General features: G+C 64.8%; 20 protein-coding genes and 1 tRNA gene. 11 read left to right on the top strand and 10 right to left on the bottom strand.

Features of this window, described 5'->3' with window-relative positions; genetic code table 11:
• Positions 1 to 5 precede the first annotated feature (5 nt).
• From FQ775_RS00745 to FQ775_RS00720, 6 genes are all read left to right on the top strand, one after another.
• Entirely contained in the window at positions 6 to 1229 is a 1224-nt protein-coding gene (locus FQ775_RS00745; protein ID WP_146299015.1) for an ABC transporter substrate-binding protein, read from the top strand.
• Positions 1187 to 2200: an SMP-30/gluconolactonase/LRE family protein gene (locus FQ775_RS00740; RefSeq protein WP_246730236.1), complete on the top strand. Its 1014-nt coding sequence runs from the start codon at positions 1187 to 1189 to the stop codon at positions 2198 to 2200. Before FQ775_RS00745 ends, FQ775_RS00740 begins: the two co-directional genes overlap by 43 nt.
• Positions 2200 to 4314 (top strand): acetate--CoA ligase family protein, encoded by a 2115-nt coding sequence (locus tag FQ775_RS00735; protein WP_146299014.1) that lies wholly within the window; start codon positions 2200 to 2202, stop codon positions 4312 to 4314. Before FQ775_RS00740 ends, FQ775_RS00735 begins: the two co-directional genes overlap by 1 nt.
• A gap of 16 nt (positions 4315 to 4330) precedes the next feature.
• The gene (locus FQ775_RS00730; protein WP_146299013.1) at positions 4331 to 4870 is read left to right on the top strand and encodes a nuclear transport factor 2 family protein; all 540 of its coding nucleotides are present in this window, start codon (positions 4331 to 4333) and stop codon (positions 4868 to 4870) included.
• Positions 4871 to 4965: 95 nt separating this feature from the next.
• The gene (locus FQ775_RS00725) at positions 4966 to 5553 is read left to right on the top strand and encodes a flavin reductase family protein (protein ID WP_146299012.1); all 588 of its coding nucleotides are present in this window, start codon (positions 4966 to 4968) and stop codon (positions 5551 to 5553) included.
• Positions 5554 to 5577: 24 nt separating this feature from the next.
• Positions 5578 to 7176, top strand: coding sequence for an SDR family oxidoreductase (locus FQ775_RS00720; protein ID WP_146299011.1), 1599 nt, complete (start codon positions 5578 to 5580; stop codon positions 7174 to 7176).
• Between the two features lie 220 nt (positions 7177 to 7396).
• On the opposite strand, the gene FQ775_RS00715 is transcribed toward FQ775_RS00720, so the two are convergent.
• Positions 7397 to 7470: transfer RNA gene (locus tag FQ775_RS00715), tRNA-Gln, on the bottom strand.
• Positions 7471 to 7715: 245 nt separating this feature from the next.
• Between FQ775_RS00715 and FQ775_RS00710 the strand changes: the two genes are divergently transcribed.
• Together FQ775_RS00710 and FQ775_RS00705 are read left to right on the top strand one after the other, a co-directional pair.
• Positions 7716 to 9125: a Ppx/GppA phosphatase family protein gene (locus tag FQ775_RS00710; protein WP_246730235.1), complete on the top strand. Its 1410-nt coding sequence runs from the start codon at positions 7716 to 7718 to the stop codon at positions 9123 to 9125.
• Positions 9122 to 9823, top strand: a complete 702-nt coding sequence (locus FQ775_RS00705; protein WP_146299009.1) for an RlmE family RNA methyltransferase — start codon at positions 9122 to 9124, stop codon at positions 9821 to 9823. The genes FQ775_RS00710 and FQ775_RS00705 overlap by 4 nt, the downstream gene beginning before the upstream one ends.
• Here the strand turns inward: FQ775_RS00705 and FQ775_RS00700 are convergent.
• The 3 genes from FQ775_RS00700 to FQ775_RS00690 all read right to left on the bottom strand — a co-directional run bounded on the left by FQ775_RS00700 (position 9811) and on the right by FQ775_RS00690 (position 13478).
• Positions 9811 to 11235 carry an MFS transporter gene (locus FQ775_RS00700; protein WP_146299008.1) on the bottom strand — a complete coding sequence of 475 codons (1425 nt, stop codon included), beginning with the start codon at positions 11233 to 11235 and terminating at the stop codon, positions 9811 to 9813. The genes FQ775_RS00705 and FQ775_RS00700 overlap by 13 nt on opposite strands.
• Positions 11236 to 11314: 79 nt before the next feature.
• Positions 11315 to 12388: a M48 family metallopeptidase gene (locus FQ775_RS00695; RefSeq protein ID WP_246730234.1), complete on the bottom strand. Its 1074-nt coding sequence runs from the start codon at positions 12386 to 12388 to the stop codon at positions 11315 to 11317.
• Positions 12378 to 13478 (bottom strand): YjgN family protein, encoded by a 1101-nt coding sequence (locus FQ775_RS00690; RefSeq protein ID WP_146299006.1) that lies wholly within the window; start codon positions 13476 to 13478, stop codon positions 12378 to 12380. Before FQ775_RS00690 ends, FQ775_RS00695 begins: the two co-directional genes overlap by 11 nt.
• 229 nt (positions 13479 to 13707) lie before the next feature.
• On the opposite strand from FQ775_RS00690, the gene guaB reads away from it, so the two are divergent.
• The 3 genes from guaB to FQ775_RS00675 all read left to right on the top strand — a co-directional run bounded on the left by guaB (position 13708) and on the right by FQ775_RS00675 (position 16475).
• On the top strand, positions 13708 to 15204 hold the full coding sequence (gene guaB / locus FQ775_RS00685) for an IMP dehydrogenase (RefSeq protein WP_146299005.1): 1497 nt from the start codon (positions 13708 to 13710) through the stop codon (positions 15202 to 15204).
• Between the two features lie 102 nt (positions 15205 to 15306).
• Positions 15307 to 16032: an FkbM family methyltransferase gene (locus FQ775_RS00680; protein WP_167812717.1), complete on the top strand. Its 726-nt coding sequence runs from the start codon at positions 15307 to 15309 to the stop codon at positions 16030 to 16032.
• Positions 16033 to 16055: 23 nt separating this feature from the next.
• Positions 16056 to 16475 (top strand): MAPEG family protein, encoded by a 420-nt coding sequence (locus FQ775_RS00675; RefSeq protein ID WP_146299003.1) that lies wholly within the window; start codon positions 16056 to 16058, stop codon positions 16473 to 16475.
• A gap of 96 nt (positions 16476 to 16571) precedes the next feature.
• On the opposite strand, the gene yacG is transcribed toward FQ775_RS00675, so the two are convergent.
• From yacG to FQ775_RS00645, 6 genes are all read right to left on the bottom strand, one after another.
• Positions 16572 to 16802, bottom strand: a complete 231-nt coding sequence (yacG, locus tag FQ775_RS00670) for a DNA gyrase inhibitor YacG (RefSeq protein ID WP_146299002.1) — start codon at positions 16800 to 16802, stop codon at positions 16572 to 16574.
• 161 nt (positions 16803 to 16963) lie between these two features.
• A complete protein-coding gene (locus FQ775_RS00665) occupies positions 16964 to 18607 on the bottom strand; it encodes an ABC transporter substrate-binding protein (protein ID WP_146299001.1) in 1644 nt (547 codons plus the stop codon).
• Positions 18608 to 18756: 149 nt separating this feature from the next.
• Complete coding sequence (locus FQ775_RS00660; protein WP_146299000.1) at positions 18757 to 19737, bottom strand: alpha/beta hydrolase; 981 nt, start codon at positions 19735 to 19737, stop codon at positions 18757 to 18759.
• A gap of 45 nt (positions 19738 to 19782) precedes the next feature.
• On the bottom strand, positions 19783 to 20466 hold the full coding sequence (locus FQ775_RS00655; protein WP_146298999.1) for an isochorismatase family protein: 684 nt from the start codon (positions 20464 to 20466) through the stop codon (positions 19783 to 19785).
• Positions 20467 to 21771, bottom strand: coding sequence for a M24 family metallopeptidase (locus FQ775_RS00650; protein ID WP_146298998.1), 1305 nt, complete (start codon positions 21769 to 21771; stop codon positions 20467 to 20469).
• 86 nt (positions 21772 to 21857) lie between these two features.
• Positions 21858 to 22841: a GlxA family transcriptional regulator gene (locus FQ775_RS00645; protein WP_146298997.1), complete on the bottom strand. Its 984-nt coding sequence runs from the start codon at positions 22839 to 22841 to the stop codon at positions 21858 to 21860.
• Positions 22842 to 22985: the final 144 nt, after the last annotated feature.

Genomic DNA, 22985 nt, shown 5'->3' with positions numbered 1-22985 from the left:
TTGACATGAACAAACTCGGAAAACTCGCCGTTTTCACCGCCGCGCTCGCCGGCTCGACTGTGCTCGCGTCAGCAGTTTTTGCGGAAGGCATCTCGGGCGACGTCGTCAAGATCGGTATCATGGCGGATCAGTCCGGTCCCTATGCCGACAATGGCGGACCGGGTTCGGTCGAGGCCGCCCGGATGGCGATCGAGGATTTCGGTGGCAAGGTGAACGGCAAGACGATCGAACTGGTCATCGCCGACGACCAGAACAAGCCGGACATCGGTGCGGCCATCGCGCAGAAGTGGGTTGACGAGGAAGGCGTCGACGCAATCGTCGGCGGGTCGGCATCCTCGATCGCGCTCGCCGTGCAGACGATGATGGCTGAGAGGAAGAAGCCGTACATGCTCGCGGGAACAGCCTCTTCCTCGCTCACCAACGACGCCTGCACGCCCTACAGCATGCAGTGGGTGCTGGACACCTACTCCCTGCCCAAGGCGACTGCGAAGTCGCTGGTTGAAGCGGGCGAAGACAGCTGGTTCTTCATCACCGTCGACTACACCTTCGGCAAGCAGTGGCAGGCGGACACGACCAAGTTCATCGAGGACGCCGGCGGTACCGTGGTGGGCTCGGTGCTGCACCCGCTCAACTCGAACGACTTCTCGTCCTATCTGCTGCAGGCGCAGGCGAGCGGCGCCAAGGTGATCGCGCTCGCCAATTCGGGCTCGGATTTCGCCAACGTCATCAAGCAGGCGCAGGAGTTCGGCATCACCTCCGCCGGCCAGAAGCTCGCGCCGCTCGGCGTACAGATCAATCAGGTGCATGGCATCGGCCTGCCGGTGGCCAAGGGCCTGCAGATCGTGACCCCGTTTTACTGGGACTACACTGACGAGACGCGCAAGTTTGCCGAGCGCTTCCGCGAGCGTTTCCGCGGCCGTACGCCAAACGAGACGATGGCCGGCACCTATAGCGCGGTCAATCACTACCTGAAGGCCGTTGCCGCGACCGGCACCGATGAAGGAGAGGCTGTGATCAAGTCTATGCACGAGACGCCGGTCAACGATTTCCAGATGAAGGATGTGACGATCCGCGCCGACGGCCAGGTGATGCGGCCGATGTATGCCGCTACCATCAAGAGCCCGGACGAGTCTAAGGGCGAGTACGACTACTACACCGTCACCGGCGTGGTTCCCGCGGAAGACGCTTGGCGGCCCGCCTCGGAGAGCAACTGCCCCCTGCTCAAGTAAGCCTCCCAAGGCTTGCGGGTGGAGGGGAATTCCTCTCCACCCTTTTCGCGCTTGCCGAACGACTGATCATGAAGTTCAGCTATTCCCTCGTCTCACCAACGCCGGACCTTCTTGGCGAAAGCCCTGTCTGGGATCACGAAAACCAGCGCCTCTATTGGGTCGATGGCGTCTCGCGGCTGATCCATTGCCATGTTCCTGCTACGGGCTCCTTCCAGTCTTGGCAGACGCCTTCAATGGTCGGCTCAATAGCACTTGGACAGGGTCGCACACTGGTGGTGGGTCTGGCCGACGGCATTTATCTGCTCGAAATCGACAAGGGCGATTTCTCGCCCCTGATGGTACCCGACCCTGTCGAACCAGAAGTCCGCTTCAACGATGGCAAGAACGACCGCTTCGGTCGTTTTCTCTGCGGCACGATGGGAGTCCAAGCGGATCCTCTGGGGAAGCTTTGGCGGGTCGACGGCGAGGGCAATTCAAGCGTCTTCGCGACGGGGATACGGATATTCAATTCGCTTTGCTTCAGCCCTGACGGGCTGACAATGTATTTCTCCGACAGTCTCGATCGCACGATCCGCGCCTTCTCTTATGGTCCGGGTGATGCTGAGATCGGCGATCCGCGCGTTTTCGTGGATACCGATGTCTTCGATTCGGGACCGGACGGCGCGACGGTCGACGCGGAAGGCTGCCTATGGGTCTGCCTGGTGCAGGTCGGCAAGATCGCTCGCTTTACACCGCGGGGAAAGCTCGACCGCCTGATCGACGCTCCTACGGACATGCCGTCCTGCGTGGCGTTCGGCGGCGAGGACTTCTCGATCCTCTACGTCACCTCGATCAAGGATTCGGGCTCGGGGCGCGCCATCTCCCGCCATCCGGAGGGCGGATGCTTGTTCGCCATAGAGGGACTCGGCGTCCGAGGTCTGCCGGAAGCGCGTTTCGGCGTGTCTCCCCGCGCCGGGAGTGAGACCGCCTGATGCACGGCCATACGAATTCCCTCGCGCCACTGCTCGCGCCGAGATCGGTGGCGCTGATCGGTGCGTCTGACGATCCGCAGCGCATTGGCGGTCGCCCGCTTCGCTATCTCCGCGAGGGCGGGTTCGCGGGCGCGATCTATCCCGTAAATCCCAAGCGTGAGAGCGTCCAGGGGCTTCGCAGCTATGCCTCTGTTGCCGACCTGCCCGAGGCGCCGGAGGTCGCGCTGCTGGCAGTCCCGGCTGCGGGTACGCTTGATGCCGTAAGAGCCTGCGCGGCACAAAAGGTCCGGGCCGCGATCGTCTTTTCGGCCGGGTTCGCCGAGGCCGGCGAGGCCGGGCGTTTGCTTCAGGAGGAAATGACTGCTGTCGCGCGCAAAAGCGGAATGCGGCTGCTCGGCCCGAACTGTCTCGGCGTCTTTAATTCCTCTGTAGCTTGGTACGGAACCTTCTCGGCCATTCTCGACGGCGAATTTGTCAGGCCGGGGCCAGTCGGCATCGTCTCCCAGAGCGGTGCCTATGGCTCGCACATAGCCCATCTTGCGCGACAGCGCGGCATGGGCGTCGGCAAATGGATCACGACCGGCAACGAATGCGATATCGACGTTGCCGAAGCACTGCGCTGGATGGTGGAGCAGCCCGACATCAACGTCGTGATCGCCTATGCCGAAGGAATCCGTAATCGAGACGTGTTCGTGGATGCCCTGGAGACCGCGCAGCGGATGGAGAAGGCCATCGTCTTCATGAAGGTCGGCCGATCCGAGGTCGGCGCCCATGCGGTGAGTTCGCACACGGCCGCGCTGGCGGGTTCGGACGCGGTCTTCGACGCCGTGCTGCGGCAATACGGAGTGTGGCGGGCAAGAACCACCGCCGAACAGCTCGATGTCGCCCAGGCCTGTGCGCGCGGGATCTATCCGGAAGGCAACAGGATCGGCATCTTCACCCTGTCCGGCGGCTTCGGCATCCAGATGGCCGACGATGCCGAGGCGGCCGGCCTCGACGTCGCGCCCATGCCGGAAGATGCACAGCGCGACCTCAAGGCGATGCTGCCCTATGCCTCGCCGCGCAACCCCGTCGACGCGACCGCGCAGGCGCTGACCGACCTGCCGCTGATGACGAGCTATGTCGCGGCCATGCTCGAACGCGGCGGCTACGACTTCTTCACCGGCATCTTCGGCAGCGGTCCGGCCAGCCCGAGTTTCGCCGGCCGGCTGCGGGACGTGCTCGAGACGGCGTCGCGCGCTTCGGCCAGGACGATCATGTCGCTGACCATGTCCGCGCCGGCCGACATCGTTCGCTCTTACGAGGACAAGGGCTTCATCGTGAACGAGGACGGCAGCGCGCTGATGACCGCGCTGGGCGCGCTCGTCCACTTCCGCAGGAGTTTCGACCGCGCCAGGGCAAACCCCGCGAGGCTCGCGGCCGTACCAGCCGTCGATCTCGGTAGCGGACCACTCAGCGAACACGAGGCGAAGACCATCCTGTCCGCTGCGGACATCCCGTTTCCGGCTGAGGCACTAGCGCGGGACGGCGACGATGTCGGCGCGGTGGCAGCCGCGATCGGCTTTCCCAGCGTCATCAAGATCGCCTCGCCGGACATCGCCCACAAGACCGAGATTGGCGGGGTCGCCGTGGGCGTCAAGGACGAGGCCGCAGCGCGGGAGGCGGGCGCGGCGATCCTCGCCCGCGCGGCCGAACGACGGCCCGATGCACGCATCGACGGCCTTCTTGTTTCACCCATGATCGCGGGCGGGGTCGAGGTGATCGCCGGCGTGTCGAGCGACCCGACATTCGGCCCGGTGGTGATGTTCGGCCTCGGCGGCATCTTCGTCGAGGTTCTGAAGGACGTTGCCTTCCGCGTGGCGCCATTCGATACCGCCGAAGCACATCGCATGATTCGCGAAATCCGCGGCCATTCGATGCTGGAAGGCGTGCGCGGCGCTCCTGCGGCCGATGTCAACGCCTTGGCCGAATTGCTATCGGCGCTTTCGCGCTTTGCGGCCGCCAACGCCGCCGCCATCGCCAGCATCGACCTCAATCCCGTCCGCGTGCTTGACGCTGGCAAGGGTGTCGTCGCACTGGACGCGCTGATCGTGCCGCGTGCGGCCAACAGCTGAAGAACGGAGTGCCATTATGGACGAGGCCGAACTGACAGAGCTCCTCGACCGCGAGGCCATCCGCAACTGCATCTATCGCTATTGCCGGGGCATCGACCGCGCAGACGAGGCGGCGCTGCGGTCCTCCTATTGGGAGGACGCACATGACTGCCACGGCGCCTATGACGGGCCCGCCGACGGGTTCATCCGTTACGCGCTCGAGGTCTTCAAGACCGACCCGCGCAATGTGCACCAGGTGGCAAACATCCTGATCGAGTTCTCCGGGCCTGATGTCGCGGCAGTGGAAAGCTACTTCAATGCCCTCCAACGGGGGCCTGACGCCAAGGGGGTCGCGCGGCAATTCCTGCTCGCCGGGCGCTATTGCGATCGTTTCGAGAAGCGCAACGGCGAATGGCGGGTGGCGCGTCGCACGGTTGCCTACGATTGGGTGGAAGAGCAGATTCCGCCGGCCGACGACGAAGCCACCCGTTTCGGGCCGCGTCGGCCGATCGGGGCAGCCTATCCGGACGACCCGATCTACCAGTTGCTGGCCGACGTCCAGCTAGCATCCAGCTAAGAATCATCCGGCCAGGGATACGGGCCGCGATCACCTCCTCTTTCGAGAATGGGTGGCGAAACCTTGGTGACGAAAGCGACGGAGCGACGATAGTCATGTCTTCCCGCCGACCAGCACGCACCGACAGGAAGGTTCGTCGCGGACAAACGGGCGGCGACGCCAACGTCACCGGGAAGGACGAACAGCGTGCCTGGCCCGCCGTTGGCGAGTTCGAGTTCAAGGCCGCCATACGGCAAGTGGCGAGCGCCGTCTTTGTGCTCACTGCTCGATCGGGCGAAAAGGTCAGCGGGTTGACGGCGACCTCGCTCTGCTCCGTGTCGAGCGAGCCGCCGCTTGTCCTCGTCTCCGTCAACAGCCAGGCCACGGTCGAGCGCCTCGTTTCGGAGAGTGGGGCTTTTGCGGTCAACTTCCTCAGCGAAGACCAGCATCGGATCGGGCGCCTCTTCACCGGCACCGAATTCACCTCCCGAGAGCGTTTCGCCGAAGGGGTTTGGGAGAAGCTCGTGACCGGCGCGCCGATACTCGACGCCGCGATGGCGACCTTCGATTGCGTCGTCGAGAGCACGTTCGTCCATGGCTCGCACACGATCTTTTTCGGCCGGGTTGTTGCGGCGCTGTCCCTCGACCAGGAGTGCCTGATTTATCGCGACGGGTCTTTCCGCCGCTTGGCTCCCGTCATTTGATTAAGCCGCAGGAGGAAGAACTTCATGGAAGGCAGGGTGGTTGTCGTCACCGGCGCGGCCGGCGGCATAGGCAGGGCGCTGGTCGAACTTCTTGCTGCGGATGGCGACCGGGTTGTCGCGGTCGATCTGCCGGGCACGGATGTTGTGCGGCTCGCCGAGGACCTCGGCCCTCGGCATGTCGGACTCACCTGCGACGTCTCGAACGAAGCCGAGATAACCGCGCTTTTCGCGGAGATCGATCGCCGTTTCGGTCGGGTCGACGTGCTGATCAACAACGCGGCCATGGGACCGACCATGGCGCCGACGATTGACACGACGCTCGAGGCCTTTCGGCGGGCTGTCGGCGTCAATCTGATCGGCCCGTTCGTACTGGCTCGCGAGGCGGCCCGCCGGATGAGACCGGGTGGAGCCATCGTCAACACAGCCTCCCTTGCGGGCGTGCTCGGCAATCCGCGGCGCAATGCCTACGCGGCCTCGAAGGCCGGTCTCATCTCGCTCACCAAGTCGCTGGCCTGTGAATGGGCAGCGCTGGGCATTCGTGTCAACGCGGTGGCACCGGGCTATGTCCGCACGCCCATGGTTGCCGAACTCGAGCGGCTTGGCAAAGCGGACCTTGCAGCGGTGCGGCGGCGCGTGCCGATGGGGCGTATAGGCCGCCCCGACGAGATCGCCGAGGCGCTGCGGTTTCTCGCTTCCGACCGGGCGCGCTACGTCACCGGGGCGGTGCTTGCCGTCGATGGCGGCTGGGCCTCGTTCAACCAGCCGGGTGACGCGCATCCTCCGGCGGAGGCTGTCCCCACCGAGGAGCTGGAGCGGCCCGACTACTCGCAGCGCAACCGCATTGTCGTCATCACAGGTGCCGGGCGCGGTATCGGCGAAGCCATGGCGCGTGCGTTCGCGGCGAACGGGGACACTGTCGTGGTCATCGACCAGGATGGACAGCGCGCCGCGGCTGTCGCGGCCTCGCTCGGTGCACCGCATGTCGGTTTTGCGATGGACGTAACCTCGGAAGAGCGGGTTGTTGAGACGTTTGCGGGGATCCGGGCGCGTTTCGGCAATATCGACCTTCTCGTCAACAATGCGGCGATTGCTGACGCCTTCAAGCCGGCATTTGCTCAGTCACCGGCGGACCTCGAAGCCGTATTGGATGTGAATCTCGCGGGAAGCTTCCTCTGCGCCCGCGAAGGGCTCAAGGCCATGGAACCGGGCGCCATGATCCTCAATGTCGGATCGATCAACACCTTCCTGCCCTTTTCGCCGCGGCACGCTTACGGCGCATCCAAGGCTGGGGTCGACATCCTTACCCGTTGCATGGCGGCGGAACTCGGTCCGCAAGGCATCCGTACTGCAACGGTCGCGCCTGGCTACGTTCGCACACCCGGGGTTGCAGAGCTTGAAGCCGCGGGCCGGATCGACACAGATGCGATAAGGCGACGGATCCCGCTGGGCGACATGGGCCGGCCGGAAGATGTCGCCGATGCCGCACTCTTCCTGGGATCGCGGGCCGCTTCCTATATCAACGGCGCGATCCTTTATGTCGACGGTGGCTGGACCTCGTTCGGGAACGCGGGGCCGGCCAGCGATTCGACAATTCCCGAGGCTTCGAGAAACTCGCTAGAGTAGCAGGCCGAGATTGTTCCGATTTGGGCGAGGCCGGTCTGCCCACCAACCTTCTGACCTGCCGGGAGGGCGGTCACTCGTTTGCCCTCGCCGACTGCATGGGAAGCCGAGATCGCCAGCTCGGCGATCAGGAAGCTCGAAGCGGGAACAGAAAAACAAACCGGCCGACAAACCGGCGCAGCCGGTTCCGGGCCACAAGTGGAAAAAATCCAAGAAAATCAATTGGCTGGGGAACCTGGATTCGAACCAGGACTGACGGAGTCAGAGTCCGCTGTTCTACCGTTAAACTATTCCCCAACGGTCCGCCTGCGAACGCAAGGCCACGATCAGCCGCGGAAGCCGGATCGCCGGCCTTCTAACCACATTCGCGGCATCGATCAAGTGCTTACTCGCTCGTCACGTGCCAACGCCTGCACCACCCTTCCGGCCACCACTCCCATCCCCCTTGGTCTTCTCCCGCGCCGCTGCTACATTGCATACAACTGAATGATCGCGGCGCCTGCGGCGGCCCAGAGCTTGCGCGGCGCCGAAAGGACGGCACTTTGAAGAACCTCGAGGACGGCGCGCCGACGCCGGACGCCGAGGCTTCCCATCGTTTCCCCGGCAAGAAGCGCCGCGGAAAACGGAAAGCGGCACGAAACAGGATGCAAGGCGCCGGCGAGGCGCCGGCGTCGCCCGCCGGAAAGCCTGGCCCACAACCCGACAAATCCGGCCACCGCCGGCGCAGAAAGCGTCGACGCGGACGCAAGGTGTTTGCCCGCGACGGCAAGCCGCCTACGCCAACACCCGAGAACGACCCCGAGCGTGGGGGGAGCGGTACCGATCCCGGTGGCCGGTCGGAGCAACGCCCGGCCGACGGCCAGTGCAATGGCCACCCGCATGCCGTCGGTGTCCCCCCTGCCGGGCGACCGCGCAACCTTCGCCGCCCCGACGAGGCATCGGCGCTGCCGGCCTATGCGGCGCTTGATCTCGGCACCAACAATTGCCGCTTGCTGGTCGCGATCCCCGGTCGCCCGGGACGTTTCCGCGTGGTCGATGCCTTTTCGCGCATCGTGCGCCTCGGCGAAGGCCTGACGGCGCGAGGCCGCCTCGCCGACGATGCCATGGCGCGGGCGCTCGAGGCCCTCAAGATCTGCGCCGGCAAGCTGGATGCGCGCACGATACGGCGTTCGCGCCTGATCGCAACGGAGGCTTGCCGTTCGGCGGTCAACGGTGCCGAGTTCATCGCCCGCGTCGAGGTCGAGACCGGGCTGGCACTGGAAGTCATCGACCGTGAGACCGAGGCGCGGCTGGCGGTGTCGGGCTGTGGCTCTCTGGTCGAGCGCGAGACCCGCGGTGTCGTCCTGTTCGATATCGGCGGCGGCTCGTCCGAGATTGCGCTGATCGACATCTCCCGGCGGCGCTCGCGACGCCTCGCCAATCACATCGTCTCCTGGACCTCGCTGCCGGTCGGCGTGGTTTCGCTGTCGGAGCGTTTCGGCGGCCGCCACGTGACGCCGGACATCTTTGCCTCGATGGTCGACGACGTTACGGCAATGATTGCGGCTTTCGAAGGCCGCGAGCGCCTCGGCGACATCGTCAAGGGCGAAGGGTTTCACCTGCTCGGCACCTCGGGCACCGTAACCACGCTCGCCGGCATTCATCTGGAGCTCCCGCGCTACGACCGCCGCCGCGTCGACGGCCTGTGGATGACCGGCGAGGATATCGACCGCATGATGGAGACGCTCATCGGCTGGGAATTCGAACAGCGCGTACAGAACCCCTGCATCGGTGCTGATCGTGCCGATCTGGTTCTGGCCGGCTGCGCCATCCTGGAGGCAATCCGGCGCACCTGGCCCGCCAATCGGCTGCGGGTTGCCGATCGCGGCCTGCGCGAGGGTATCCTCACCGAACTGATGGCTGAAGACGGTGTCTGGGACCGGGATCGTCGCTTCCGGGGACGCGCCTCGTGAAGAAGCCGGGCAAGACCGGCGGCCGTGCGCTCAAGGCCCGGATCAAGCGCAAGAGCGGGCTCAAGGCTTCCTCGCGCCGCTGGCTCGAGCGCCACCTCAACGATCCATACGTGCATCGTTCCAAGGCCGAGGGTTATCGCTCGCGGGCCGCCTACAAGCTGATCGAGATCGACGACCGTCACAAGCTTCTGAAGCCCGGAGCCAAGGTCATCGATCTCGGCGCGGCACCTGGCGGATGGTCGCAGGTCGCCGCGGCCCGCACCGGCTCCGAGCCCGACGCTCCCGGCGTGGTGGCGATCGACTATCTCGGCGTCGACCCCATCGCCGGCGTCACGATACTGGAGATGGACTTCCTCGACGACGACGCGCCGGCCCGCCTGCTAAAGGCGCTGGGCAGCGCACCCGACGTGGTTCTGTCCGACATGGCGGCACCGACCACAGGGCACAAACGCACCGACCACATCCGTACGATGCATCTTTGCGAGGTGGCGGCCGACTTTGCCGTCAAGGTGCTGCGGCCCGGCGGACATTTCCTGGCCAAGACTTTTCAGGGGGGGACGGAAAACGCGTTGCTGACGATGCTGAAGCAGAACTTCGCGAGCGTCCACCACGTCAAGCCGCCGGCCTCGCGCGACGAATCGGTCGAGCTCTATCTGTTGGCGAAGGGCTTCAAGGGCCGGCCTGATCAAGACCCTTGACGCGGCGGCACGACCTGGGTGCGCGCGTTGGCGCCGGCCATGCGATGACCCGAAACCGTGCTGCCGGCCGCCGGGTGGAGTGCCAGGAACGGCAGTGCCGCCAGCGCGGCAGCGGACGCGACCATGTAGAGCGCGATCGAGAAGGCGCCGCTGTCCAGCATCCCGTCGTTGAAGAAGGTGACGACCTCGAGGATCGCGCCGGCAAAGGCAACCCCGAGCGCGATGCTCACCTGTTGGGTCACCGCCGCGATGGCAGTCGCCTGACTGGCCTCGGCATCGGAGAGGTCGGCAAAGACCAATGCGTTCACCGAGGTGAAGAACAGAGAACGCAGAAAGCCGCCGGCAACCAGCACCGCGATGATCGCCCAGGCCGGGGTACCGGATGAAAACAGGCCGCAGAGCCCGATCAGGAAGCCGCCGCCAACGGCGGCAAGCACGAGTACCGTCCGGAACCCGCCCCGCCTCAAAGTGCCCTGCGCGAAGAATTTCATGCCGATCGCCCCGAAGGCGCCGGCAAAGGTCAGCATGCCGGACTGAAACGGTGTCATGCCGAAGCCGAGCTGGAACATCAGCGGCAGCAGAAAGGGCGTCGCGCCGGCGCCGATCCTGAACACCGAACCGCCGGCGATCGCGGCGCGGAAGGTCGGCTGCGAAAACAGACCCAGATCGAGGATCGGCCGCTCCGCCCGCCGGGCATGGCGGACATAAAGCATCGTGCAGATGACGCCGATCGCCAGCGTGACGACCCCGACGACCGGCGGCAGCGCCGGAAGGCTGACGACCGAAAGCCCGAAGACGATGCCGGCGGCGGCCAGCCCCGAAAGGACAAAACCGCGAAAGTCGATCGGTGTCGCTTCAGCGTCGCCGAACTCGGGCAGCAGGAACATCGCCGCCACGATGCCGGCAAGTCCGATCGGCACATTGATCAGGAAGATCCAGTGCCAGCTGAAATAGGTGGTTATGAAGCCGCCCAGCGGCGGACCCAGGAGCGGCCCGACCAACGCCGGAACAGTCAGCCAGGCCATCGCGCCGACGAGCTCGCTACGCGCGGTCGCCCGCACCAGGAGCAGCCTCGCCACAGGCGTCATCATCGCGCCGCCCATGCCCTGCAGGAAGCGCGCGCCGACAAAGCCGGCAAGCGAATTGGCCAAGGCACAAGCGATCGAGCCCACCACGAACACGCCGATCGCCGCGCAGAACACGCGCCGTGCCCCGAAACGGTCGGCCATCCATGCGCTGACCGGAATGAAGATCGCAACCGAGACGAGATAGGCGGTGAGGGCCAGCTTCAGCGCGACAGGGCTTGTGCCGATATCGGAGGCGATGGCCGGAAGAGATGTCGCGATGACGGTGGAATCGAGGTGCTCCATGAACAGGGCTACAGCGAGCACCAGCGGGACGATGCGGTTCAAATTCTTTGTCCGTGGAATCCTTTGCCGGGCGCCTAGCATGTCCATCGCGGCTTGTCGCCATGGAACGGTTCGGCCAGGCCTATCCGTCGCCGCCCTTTGCCGTAGCGGTGATTTCCCGGGCATAGCGCCTAGCTTCCTCGATCCGCTCCGAGGTGGCCGGGTGGGTGGTCAAGATAGCGCCCTTGCCGGTATCGCCGAACCGGTCGCGCATCACCTCGAAGAAGCGCGCGATCGCCTCCGGATCGCGGCCAGCACGGTGCATGATCTCGATACTGTAGCGGTCGGCATCACGCTCCTGATCACGCGAATAGGAAAGGGAGAGCAACGCCGATCCCTGGATCAGAACATCCTCGACGCCGCTGCCGATGTCGCCGCCGATCAGAATGATCAGACCGGTGATCCCGGCCGCGCGATAAAGCCGCCGCAGGCTGTGTTCGTCCGCGACATGGCCGATCTCGTGCCCGAGCACGCCGTAGATCGAGTCATCGTCATCGCCGGCAAGTATTATCAGTTCGTCGGTGATGATGATCGTGCCGTCCGGAAGCGCCAGAGCGTTGGGTCCGATCGCGCCGCCCTTGCGGAAATACAGCGTGTAGCCGTCGCTCCCGCGCGGCGCATGTGCCGCCAGGGCCTTGAACCCGTTCGTTATTTCCTGTTGCCGCTCTGCATCGAGCTCGCTTTCAGAGAGCACCGCCTCATCGAGCGTGGCGAGTGCACCACTGCTCATCAGCCCGGGCACGACGTCTGGTGTTACGGCAATGGCCACCTCGACCAGGACCGGCACCGCATAGCGATAGACGGCAAACGCAAGCACGGCGATCAGTGCCACTGCGATTGCCAGACGTGGCCGGAAGCGCTCCATCTCGACAAGCCATTTCGTGCCCCGGCCGACTGACGCACCGAGAAGCCGGTCGACCCCGTCATTGTCGCGCGTCACGAACATGCTCTGGTCGGGGAAGAAGATGCGTCTCGGTACGGATCCGACCCGACGCGATATCCTGATCTGAGCAGAGGCGGCCGACACGAGTTCCCCGCCGCTCTCCACATCGGCAACGCTCACGTTTCCGTCGGCGCTCCGCACAAGCCGCGCAGCAACGTCGCGTCCAGACCGCGGAGCGTGCCACTTGCCTTCCAGTTCCGGGTCAGAAGCCAAAATCGAGCCCCTCCACGTCCATGTATTCCTGGCCCACGGCCGCGCCTTCGTGTTCCACCGTATCGACATATTCGTCGAGCGAGCCGACCGTATCCAGCGCTGTGCAGGCCGCCAGGTAGTGTGCCATGCGAACGGCCGCCCACGGCCTGAGCAGTCCGAGCGAGGCGACCGTCGCGGCGAAATTGCTGATCGCAATCCATGTGTAGCGCCAGCGATTGATCGACGAGGCGAGCGCATGCTGGCCGTCGATCACGGTCTCTTCGAAGGCAACGTTGCGCGAGCCGGCATGGTAGAGCAGGCCGACGGTGACATAGAGCAGCACCAGCGGCAGCAGGCCGACATAGATCAGCGCCAGAATACCCGCAGTCAGCGTGCCCACGCCGCCGCCGCCGCCGACCAGTTCGGCCAGTTGCGGCCCGTAGACATAACCGAGTGCAATCGATCCGGTCAGGAACAGGCCGATGCCGCCGGCAAACAGGATCGCCGGTAGCCACCACTGCCCGAACAGCTTCTCCAGCCGCGGGTCGCAATCGATCGGCCGACCGCCATAGGTCAGGTTGCCGAGCGTGTAGCTCCATATCCAGCGCGACGCCAGCGGGGCGAGCACGCCGAGCGTACTCCAGGTGAGTATGCCACCCAGCACATAGGCCAGAAAAGCGCCCCAATAGCCGCCCTCGAAGTCGAAGCGGACGTTGCGGTAGCTGGTCACGCGGGCCCGGAAGCGCAGCCCGCGCATCACGAGATATGGAAGTGCCGCTACCAGCACGATGCCGAGCAACAGGCTGGCAGCCGGAAAGAAATTGAGGGCCAGGTTGTAACCGGCAATCACCGCCAGGGCGACGATGCGCCCAATGAGTATCTGCACTGGCCGGGCATGATATTCGAAGCTCGCGTCGCCCAATCTGGTGCTGCCATGGAAATAGCGCATCCGACGCACCTTGGCCCAGGCCGAATAGACGCCCAGCGTCAGCAGCGTCAGCAGGATGTTGACGATCCAGATACCGAAATACTCGCGCGCCGTACCCGTGAAGACAAACGGCTCACGTTGCATGCGGACACTTTCGCCCCAGCCCTGTGCTGTATCGTTCATCGAAAGACGACTTTCGGCCAACCGCTCCTGCTCCGGCAAAATCTTGGACCGCAACAGCCATGACGGCAAGCGCGGACTTTGCGGTGCAAGGGCCTTCGCGGCTTCTTTTCATCGTCATGTTTACGTGGTACCAGCCAGCGCCAATCCTTAAGGGAACGAACGAATCGGCGCGGCCGGAACGGCACGCGGCGGCTCCTCCATTCCCGCTTTCATCGGTCAAGGAATGGCAATGGCAAAAATCATCGAGAGCGCGACCGGCGCCGAAGCGCTGACCTTCGACGACGTGCTTTTGCAACCGGCACATTCCGAGGTGCTGCCGGGGCAGACCGATGTGCGCACGCGCATCGCAGGTGACATCGAACTCAACATCCCGATCCTGTCGGCGGCCATGGACACCGTGACCGAGTCGCGGCTCGCCATCGCAATGGCTCAGGCGGGCGGCATTGGGGTCGTTCACCGCAACCTGACGCCCGAGCAGCAGGCCGAAGAGGTCCGCCAGGTCAAGAAGTTCGAATCCGGCATGGTGATCAACCCGGTGACGATCGGACCCGACGCAACACTGGCCGATGCCCAGGCGCTGATGCGCGCCCATGGCATTTCGGGCATTCCCGTGGTCGAGAATGGCGGCGTGGGCGGACAAACCGTCGGGCGGCTTGCCGGCATTCTCACCAATCGCGACGTGCGCTTCGCATCGGACCCCGACCAGAAGGTCGCGGAACTGATGACACGCGACAACCTCGTCACCGTGAAGGACGGCGTCGACCAGCAGGAAGCCAAGCGACTGCTTCACCAGCGTCGAATCGAGAAGCTGCTCGTCGTCGATGATCAGGGGCGGTGCATCGGGCTGATCACCGTGAAGGACATCGAGAAATCGCAGCTCAATCCGCACGCGTCCAAGGATGCACAGGGCCGGTTGCGCGCCGCGGCCGCCACCAGCGTCGGCGACGACGGGTTCGAACGTGCCGAACGGCTGATCGACGCAGGCGTCGACCTCCTGGTGATCGACACCGCGCACGGTCATTCGCAGCGCGTGCTCGACGCCGTGGCGCGCGCGAAGAAACTGTCGAACTCGGTGCGCATCATCGCCGGCAACGTCGCCACCGCGGAAGGGACGAAGGCGCTGATCGACGCGGGCGCCGATGCGGTGAAGATCGGGATCGGTCCGGGTTCCATCTGCACCACGCGTGTGGTCGCAGGCGTCGGCGTGCCCCAGCTTTCCGCGATCATGGCGGCGGCCGAGGAAGCCGACAAATCCGGCATCGGCGTCATCGCCGATGGCGGCATCAAATATTCCGGCGACCTTGCCAAGGCGCTAGCCGCCGGCGCCGCCGCGGCCATGGTCGGCTCGCTTCTGGCAGGCACCGATGAGAGCCCCGGCGAGGTCTATCTGCATCAGGGCCGGTCCTACAAGGCATATCGCGGCATGGGGTCGGTCGGCGCGATGGCGCGCGGCTCGGCCGACCGCTATTTCCAGGCCGAGGTGCGCGACACGCTGAAACTGGTACCGGAGGGGATCGAGGGCCAGGTGCCCTACAAGGGGCCGGTCAGCGGGGTGCTGCATCAGCTTGTCGGCGGCCTGAAGGCGGCGATGGGTTATGTCGGTGCAGCGAACCTCGACGACCTGAGACGCCGCGCCACCTTCGTGCGCATCTCGGGAGCCGGCCTGCGGGAGAGCCACCCGCACGACATCACCATCACCCGCGAAAGCCCCAACTATACCGGATAGGGGCCCACGCGTGTTCCCGGGCGTGAATCGCTGGGTCCGTTGTCAATGTCGACGGCTTGGCGCTAGTTTGGCGGCATCGAAGGGTGGGTTTCGGAGCAGGGCGTGACGCTTCCAGTTCAGGACAGGATCAGGTTCTACATTCCCGGTGCTATCTACTACCGGCACAAGGTGTGGGCGGACATTCGCAAGGGCGAGCCCGAACTCGCGGTGCTGAGCGACCTCGTTCCACCCGGTTCCGCCCTCGCCGTTGATGTCGGGTGCAATCGTGGTGTCTACAGCTACGCGCTTTCCAGGCTCTGCGAGAAGGTCATTGCCTTCGAGCCCAATGGCGATCTGATCGCGTTTTCGCGCCGCAAGCTTCCGCCGAACGTGGAATTGCGCCAACTGGCGCTCGGCAGGGAAAACGCGTCCGGCAAGCTCCGGATACCGATCTCGCCGTCCGGAAACGAGCGGCACCTGAGCGCCAGCCTGTGGGATGCCGAGGATGCCGGGCCGTCACGTATCCAAGAGGTGGACGTACGCCGGCTCGACGATCTGGGCCTCGGTCGACTGAATTTCATCAAGATCGACGTCGAAGGCACCGAGATGGACGTCCTCGCAGGCGCGGCGGAAACCATTGCCCGCGAGCGACCCACTCTGCTGATCGAGATCCTGGCCGGCTACTATTCGCAGCCGATCGAGAAGATCGAGGCGATCTGCAGCCAATATGGCTACGAAGCGCGATTGCTGGCCAATGATGGCAGCTGGCAGGATGCCGTCGATTACCTTCACGCTGGCGGCTCTTTCAGCACCCGCAACGTTGTCTTCCAGCCGCGCAAGACGAACTAGACGCTCCAACCCGGACCGACGCCATGAACTCCACCGCCATCTTCTGGCCGATGATCGCGCATGTTGCACTGGTCTACGCCGTCTATGCGCTCATATCACGCCGGCGGATCGCCGCGATCAAGGCCGGGACCGCGACAGCGGGCCAGTTCCGCGAGAACGAGGTCGAGCCACCTGAAAGCCGCTTCGTTCGAAACAACCTGGCCAACCAGTTCGAGCTCCCGGTCCTGTTCCATTCCGCGTGCGTCGCGCTGTTTGTGACAGGAGCCGCGACATGGCCCGCCATCGCGCTCGCCTGGCTCTTCGTGGCGTCACGCTATGTTCATGCGGCGATCCACGTCACGACCAATCGCATCCGCCACCGGCGGCCGGTCTTCGTGATCGGTTTCGTCAGCCTGGCCCTGATGTGGTTCTGGCTCGCCCTGCATCTTGCCGGGCTTGTGTAGGCGAGAGCAATTCCAGGACATACGGAACCCGGTTCGCCGTCCGTAATTGCGCGGAAAATGAGCTGTTCGACGCTCGTTCTGAGACGGTGAACGGCCTTAGCCGTCGTCTTCGGAGGTGACGTTGTCGGCCGGCTCGCCGGGGATCACGTAGCGGCCCGAAAGCCAGCGGTTGAGGTCGACATCCTTGCAGCGCGGCGAGCAGAACGGGTAATCGGCTCTTGTCGACAGCTTGCCGCATTCGGGGCATTTCGTGCGCGGCTTGAGCGGCGTGACATTGGAGCTCTTGCCCGGGTTCAAAAATCCATCTCCAGCCTGCTCAAGGTTCATCGGCACCGCCGATGACCATGACTGCCCCCACGCGGGCAACGGTGTCAACCCGCCTCGCCTCCCCCGAAGGGACTGGAGTCAACTACAGCAGCTCGCAGCCAATCCGGGGCCGCGGGTATCGGCCACGACGCCTGTACCGCCAGGAGGAGAATACCCAGGGCTCAGCTTTCGAGCCAGACCTTGTCGAAATGCTGTTCGAGGGACTGGTGCTGCTCGATCCCCATCACGCCCTCGCGATAGGTGCGGTAGACCGAGCGCCAGTAAGGCTGGATGATGATGCCTGAATCACGCAGGTTCTGCTCGATCTTCGCCATGATCTCGCGACGCGCGCCGGGTTCAGGCGTGGCCAGCGCCTCGTCGAGCAGGCTGTCGAATTCGGGATCGGAATAACCGCTCTCGTTCCAGGCCACGCCGGACTTGTAGGCTAGCGCCAGGACCTGAACACCGAAAGGACGGCCCAGCCACTCCGTGCACGAGAACGGGTATTTGGTCCAGTCGTTCCAGAAGGTCGCCGCCGGCAGCACGGTCCGTTTCACGTTGAGACCGGCATCGCGCAACTGGCCGGCGATGGCGTCCGCCGTCGCCTTCTGCCAGTCGACATCGACCGAAATCAGCTCGAATTCATGGTCCCCCTTGCCGGCTTCGGCAAGCAACGCCTTTGCCTTCTCGATGTCGCGGACATGCGGGCCGATATCGGCATATTCGACATGCATCGGGCCAACGTGATGATTTTCGGCCTCGGAGCCGCGCCCGCCAAGGCCGATCGCCAGGATCACCTTGTTGTCTACAGCGAGTTGCGCGGCACGCCTGACCCGCGCGTCGCCATAGGGCTCGGCAGCCGCGCTGAAGCGCGCCACGATAGTCGATCCGGTGGCGATCTCGGAACTCGCCAGTCCGATCGCCTCGGCCTGGACCAGCGTGTCGGCGGCGGTCTCGTGATTGGTGTCGATCTCGCCGGATTCGAACGCCGAGAACATCGGATTGGGGTCGGAGCCGTAGTCGGTCCAGCGAATGCCATCCAGATGGAAGTCCCCCCTCCACCAAGGCGTTTCCTTGCGCCGCACCTCGGCAGAAACCTCAGTATCCCAGCCGACGAGTTCGCACGGTCCCGTGGTGATCGCCAGCGCCTTGAGCGGATCCTGCTCGCCGTCATAGCTGCGGTGCATGATCAGGGCCGGATAGTCGGCCATGCCGGCGATCAGAGATATGTCGGGCTTGGGAAGGTTGAGGCGCACCGTGAAGTCGTCGACGCGCTCGATCGCTCCCTCGACCGCCTTCTTCGTGGCGGGATCGACGAGCGCGCCCATGCGCGTGGCGACAGAGTTGCCTTCCGCCGTGGCGTCGCACCAGCGGGTCAGGTTGTGGATCACGTCATCGGCGGTGAAGGCATCGCCGTTCGACCATGTGACTCCCTGGCGGACGTTGAGCGTCAGCGTGCGCGCATCGTCACTCGCCTCCCAGCTTTCAAGCAACCACGGCTCGAAACTGAAGTCGGTATTCCAGCGAACAAGATATTCATTGCACTGGCGCGCGACGTTCGCCATCTCGACCCCGTCGAAGGTGCGCGGGTCGCGCCAGCCCTTGATATTCATGGCAACGCGAAGGACACCACCGCGTTTCGGCTCGGCGGCGCGCACCGGCGCCACCGTGAGTCCGCCGAGGCCCAGCGCACCGGCCGCACTCACGCCGAGACCGGCCATCAGCGCCAGGTATTCGCGCCGGCTGACGCCGCCGCGGCGGAATTCTTCTGCCACCGGCTCGGCTTTCGGATGCAAGGGCCGTTTGGTCAGCATCACGTTTTTCATGCTCGCTTCTCCCGGGGTTGTCCGGCCTCGCCCTCGGTCTCGGACGGCCGCGCTGGCATTTTTCGGATAAGGAATCCTACGATCAGACGCGCCTGGTCCGCGTGCCAAAATCCGCATTTCTTGTGCGAAGTTCGGTGATCGTGACATGCTCAAGCTGCGGTCGGGCAACGCCTCGCCCCGGCAAAGGGCTCCTCACCTCGTGCCAGGGCGGTCAGCCCGCTCGCGATCCTCGAAAAGGCTTCGGCCGCCCGCGGCACCATCGCGCGGGCGCGAAGAAAGCCGTGGACCAGGCGCGGCTCCTCGCGCCACCAGCCGCGTCCCCCGGCGGCCAAGAGGCGGTCGCGGTAGATTTGGCCCTCGCTGGACAGGGGATCACATTCTGCGGTGATGATGGCGGTCGGCGGCAGGCCGGCAAAATCCTGATCACACAACGGCGCGAATGACGGGTCTCCGAACGGCGGGGCGTCGCCGCTGCGCAGGTTGTCGTAGCGATCAACGTCGCTGGCCGAGAGCAGCGGAGCGTGCGCGTGTTCGACGAAGGAACCGGCCATTCGGTCGCTGCCGAGCGTCGGATAGACCAGCATCACGCCAGCGGGCCGACGGTTGCCGAAGCGAACGGCGTGCGCGACGGCCGCGGCGAGGTTGCCGCCCGCGCTTTCGCCACAAAGCAGGACCGGCCCACGACTGGTCGCCGCCACGGCATCGAACACGACCAACGCATCCTCGAACGCCGCCGGGTGCGGGTCTTCAGGCGCCAGCCGGTAGTCGGCCGACACCACATCGAAGCCCGTTGTCGCGCAGAGTTCTGCGCAGATGTCGTCATGGCTGTCGAGCCCGCCAAAGACAAAACCTCCACCATGGTAATAGACGACCACGGCGTTGGACTCGGTGCCGCCGATCGAGTAGCGGCGCGCTGGCACCGTGCGCCGCGCAGCGCCGAAGCGCAGATCGCTGATCCTGACGCCCGGCGGGCGTCCGGCGTGGAACGCCTGACACATCGCATCGTACGCAGCACGCTGCCACTCGATCGGAAACCCTTCGGCAGCGGCCGGGAAGAGCGCGTAGGTCCGGTCGATGAAAGGCCAAAGCCCGGCATCGATCAGGCATTCGTATCTGCCGCGGCTCGTCATGCCCGGCTCCCGATCGCCCTGACCGGCATGACACCGCCGAACGCCCTAGAGTTCTGCAAAAAGGCTGGCCGCATTGTCGTAAGTGAAGCGTAGCGGCACGGAACCTTGCACCCGCCATGCCTCTACAGCTTCGCCATTGATCAGCCGGCAGGCGCCGTCAGTGTCGGTGATGGCGCCGCCGTAGAGCCGGTTGGCGATGTTGAGGATAGCCGTCTGGTGCATGGCGGCGGTACCACTGCCGCAGGCATCCTTGACCAGCAGCACCCTGAAGCCATGGCCGATTGCGTCCTTGACGGTGGCCGCAATACAGGCCTCCGTCCAGACGCCGGCGATCAGCAGCCATTCCACGTCGCGCGCCTTTAGCATGGCGGGTAACTTGGCCTCCGCCAGCGAACTGGCCGTGGTCTTGATCAGCAGCACCTCGTCCGCCGCTGGTCCGACCTCGGCGCAGATCGCCGACAGAGGGTCGCCAACATCACTGAACGCCGAACGCCCGTCCTCCAGCATGGGGTGGAAAGGGCTCGCGCCGCCGTTGCCGGGATCCACCACATAGGCTGAATGGAACACCGGCATGCCGGCCGCGCGCGCGGCGGCCTGCAAACGCCTGACCCGCAGGACAAGGTCGTCAAAGCCCTCCACCAGGTAGCGGCAATCCTTGCGGTGTTCTTCCTGGAGATCGACAAAGAGGGCGGCGCTGCGCGCCGGATCAATCGCAAGATTTGTTCTCATTCAGGCATGACCATCGAGGAAGTCTTCTTCGTAAGGGAATCGTGACAGAAGCTCGGTGCCGTCCTCCGTGATCAGGATCTCGTCCTCGAGTTTCACGCCCTCGCAGCCGCCCTTCTCGCCGATATAGCTTTCGACGCTGATCACCATGCCAGGCTGCAAATGACCGTCGCGGCCATAGGTCTCGTAGTCGATGGCATGGGCAATGAAGGGCGTCTCGCCGTGCATGCCGACGCCATGCATGACCGACGTATAGCGCTGCTCGACATAGCGCTCCGGAATCTTCCAGGCTTTTTCTGCAATCTCGCGAAAGGCCATCCCCGGACGCACGATGGAAATATTGTACTGCACCTGGTCATAGGCCATGCGGTAGAGCGTCTTCTGGTCGTGGGTCGGCTTTCCCGGCCCGCAGCGGAAGGTGCGGGAGAAATCGGAATAGTACCCGTAGCAGCCGATCGTGTCGGTATCGAGCGCGACCAGTTCGCCGGGCCGGACAACACGGCCGCTCGCCTCGCTGAACCAGGGGTTGGTGCGCTGGCCGGAGGTCAGGAGCCGCGTTTCGATGAACTCACCGCCTTGACGGATCACCTCGTGATACATGATCGCGAAGAGCTCGTTCTCGGTGACACCGGGCTTGATCGCCTCGCGCACCGCGGCCACCGCGGCTTCGGCCCCGGCCATGCTGGCCTGCAGGCATTTGACCTCCTCAGGGGTCTTGATCGCGCGCACGGCGAGGATTTCCGCCTGGCAGTCGCGCACCTCGCAACCCGCTTCCTCAAGCGCCAGCGCATGGAGATGGTTGCAGCGGTCGAGGCCGATCTTCATCAAGCCGCCGCCCTGGGTCTTCAGGAGATCGGCGATCTCCGAGGCAAAGTTTCGTGCGGCCTCGTCGTCCCGGTCGGAGACCGACGACCAGACCAGCTTTGAGGGCCGGGCCTCGTCGACCGTGTCGAGCACCATGGAGACGTGGTAGCTCTGCGGGTATTCGAACAGGATGATCGGCCCCTCGACCGGCACAAAGAAATAGCGTGTCGAGTTGCGCAGGAAATAGCCGAACATGTTGCGCGAGCCGGTGGCGTAGCGCTGGTTGTAGGGGTCGAACAGGACCACGGCGCCATAGCCCGCCTCGGCCATCCACGACCGCAGGCGGCCCAGTCTGCCCTGACGCAACGCAGTGACGTCTATGAAAGACGGCTCGGTATCGGAAAGCCACATGCCGCCGGCCGCATCACCTGCCGCGGGGTGACGCATGCGATCTGCAAAATCGACATCGTCGGTACGATCCGGGTCGAAAACAACTACGCTCATGATGGCCTCCGATGCGGCCGAAGACTGGCTTACGGTCCCATCCGGCGTTGTGCCAGATTCCGCATCACTTGAGCGGAACTCCGCAGCTAGCGCCTACGCATCATCGTCGGCGACAGGCCGTGCTCTTCCCGGAAAGCCCTGGCGAAACTGGACATGCTGACGAAGCCGCAGGCAAGGGCGACCTCACGCACCCTGAGCGTCGAATGGGCAAGAAGGTCGGCGGCGCGTTTCAGACGCAGGCGCCGGTAATAGCTGTTGGGCGACATGTCGAACTCGTCTCGGAAGCTGCGCTCGAGCCTGTCGGAGGAAACGCCGAGCCGGCTGGCAAGCCTCGCCATGGACAGACGCTCTTCAACCTCGTCCTCCATGATCGCGATGGCCGACAGCACCAGTTCGCTGCGCACGCCCGTGCGCAGCCTCAGCGGCATCAGCTTGCGGTCGACGCTGTTGCGGAGCGGGCTGTGGACAAACCACTCGGCGACGCCGGCCGCAATCTCGGCGCCGCAGTCGCCGCCGATGATCTCGAGCATCATGTCGAGGCTGCCGACGCCGCCCGCCGAGGTGAAGCGTTTGCGATCGATGACGTAGAGATCGCGCCGCAGCGTGATCTCGGGAAAGGCTTCGACGAAAGCGGCCTGACTCGTCCAGTGCAGCGTGCAGGCATGCCCATCGAGGAGCCCAGCCCGCGCCAGGAAGAAGGCGGCATCAGCCACGGCACCCAGTTCGCTCCCGCCGCGCAGGCACTTGCGGATCCAGTCGACCGCGCCCTCGGCCACGACCTGATCGGCGTCACCGCCGGAGCAGACGACGATGCGATCGGGGCGCGGCGCGTTCGCCACGTGAAAGTCGGGATGGATGACAACCCCGTTGGAGGCTTCGACAGGTTCTGCCGTCGCCCCGACGGTCAGCCAGCGGTAACGCCGGCTCTTGGCAAGCGCGTTTGCGGCCCGCAGCGGCTCGATGACCGAACTGAAGGCCATCATCGGAAAGCCCGGAAAGATCAGGATGGCGAATGACAGCGGTGGGTTGTCCGCCAGGCGGTCGCCGATCGTATCTTCCTGGCTGTTCATCGGTTCTTTGGTCGCCCCTCCGGACGGCCGGAATCTGGAGCGGTGGCGGCCGTTGCGTCAAGCACCTCCGCCATGATCGCCAGAACACCGTACCTCGCGAACGAACGGGCCGCCCGAAGGCGGCCCGTGGAGTTACCATTTGCC

It is taken from the genome of Nitratireductor mangrovi, from assembly GCF_007922615.2.
Classification (GTDB): domain Bacteria; phylum Pseudomonadota; class Alphaproteobacteria; order Rhizobiales; family Rhizobiaceae; genus Mangrovimarina; species Mangrovimarina mangrovi.
Note: the sequence above shows the minus strand (reverse complement) of the source record. Positions and strands in the feature narration are given on the sequence as shown.

Excerpts from the sequence above, each read along its gene's own strand:
- FQ775_RS00745 (WP_146299015.1), top strand. The coding sequence starts at position 6 with ATGAACAAACTCGGAAAACTCGCCGTTTTCACCGCCGCGCTCGCCGGC.
- FQ775_RS00735 (WP_146299014.1), top strand. The coding sequence starts at position 2,200 with ATGCACGGCCATACGAATTCCCTCGCGCCACTGCTCGCGCCGAGATCG.
- FQ775_RS00730 (WP_146299013.1), top strand. The coding sequence starts at position 4,331 with ATGGACGAGGCCGAACTGACAGAGCTCCTCGACCGCGAGGCCATCCGC.
- FQ775_RS00725 (WP_146299012.1), top strand. The coding sequence starts at position 4,966 with ATGTCTTCCCGCCGACCAGCACGCACCGACAGGAAGGTTCGTCGCGGA.
- FQ775_RS00720 (WP_146299011.1), top strand. The coding sequence starts at position 5,578 with ATGGAAGGCAGGGTGGTTGTCGTCACCGGCGCGGCCGGCGGCATAGGC.
- FQ775_RS00690 (WP_146299006.1), bottom strand. The coding sequence starts at position 13,478 with ATGAACGATACAGCACAGGGCTGGGGCGAAAGTGTCCGCATGCAACGT.
- guaB (WP_146299005.1), top strand. The coding sequence starts at position 13,708 with ATGGCAAAAATCATCGAGAGCGCGACCGGCGCCGAAGCGCTGACCTTC.
- FQ775_RS00675 (WP_146299003.1), top strand. The coding sequence starts at position 16,056 with ATGAACTCCACCGCCATCTTCTGGCCGATGATCGCGCATGTTGCACTG.
- yacG (WP_146299002.1), bottom strand. The coding sequence starts at position 16,802 with ATGAACCTTGAGCAGGCTGGAGATGGATTTTTGAACCCGGGCAAGAGC.
- FQ775_RS00665 (WP_146299001.1), bottom strand. The coding sequence starts at position 18,607 with ATGAAAAACGTGATGCTGACCAAACGGCCCTTGCATCCGAAAGCCGAG.
- FQ775_RS00660 (WP_146299000.1), bottom strand. The coding sequence starts at position 19,737 with ATGACGAGCCGCGGCAGATACGAATGCCTGATCGATGCCGGGCTTTGG.
- FQ775_RS00655 (WP_146298999.1), bottom strand. The coding sequence starts at position 20,466 with ATGAGAACAAATCTTGCGATTGATCCGGCGCGCAGCGCCGCCCTCTTT.
- FQ775_RS00650 (WP_146298998.1), bottom strand. The coding sequence starts at position 21,771 with ATGAGCGTAGTTGTTTTCGACCCGGATCGTACCGACGATGTCGATTTT.
- FQ775_RS00645 (WP_146298997.1), bottom strand. The coding sequence starts at position 22,841 with ATGAACAGCCAGGAAGATACGATCGGCGACCGCCTGGCGGACAACCCA.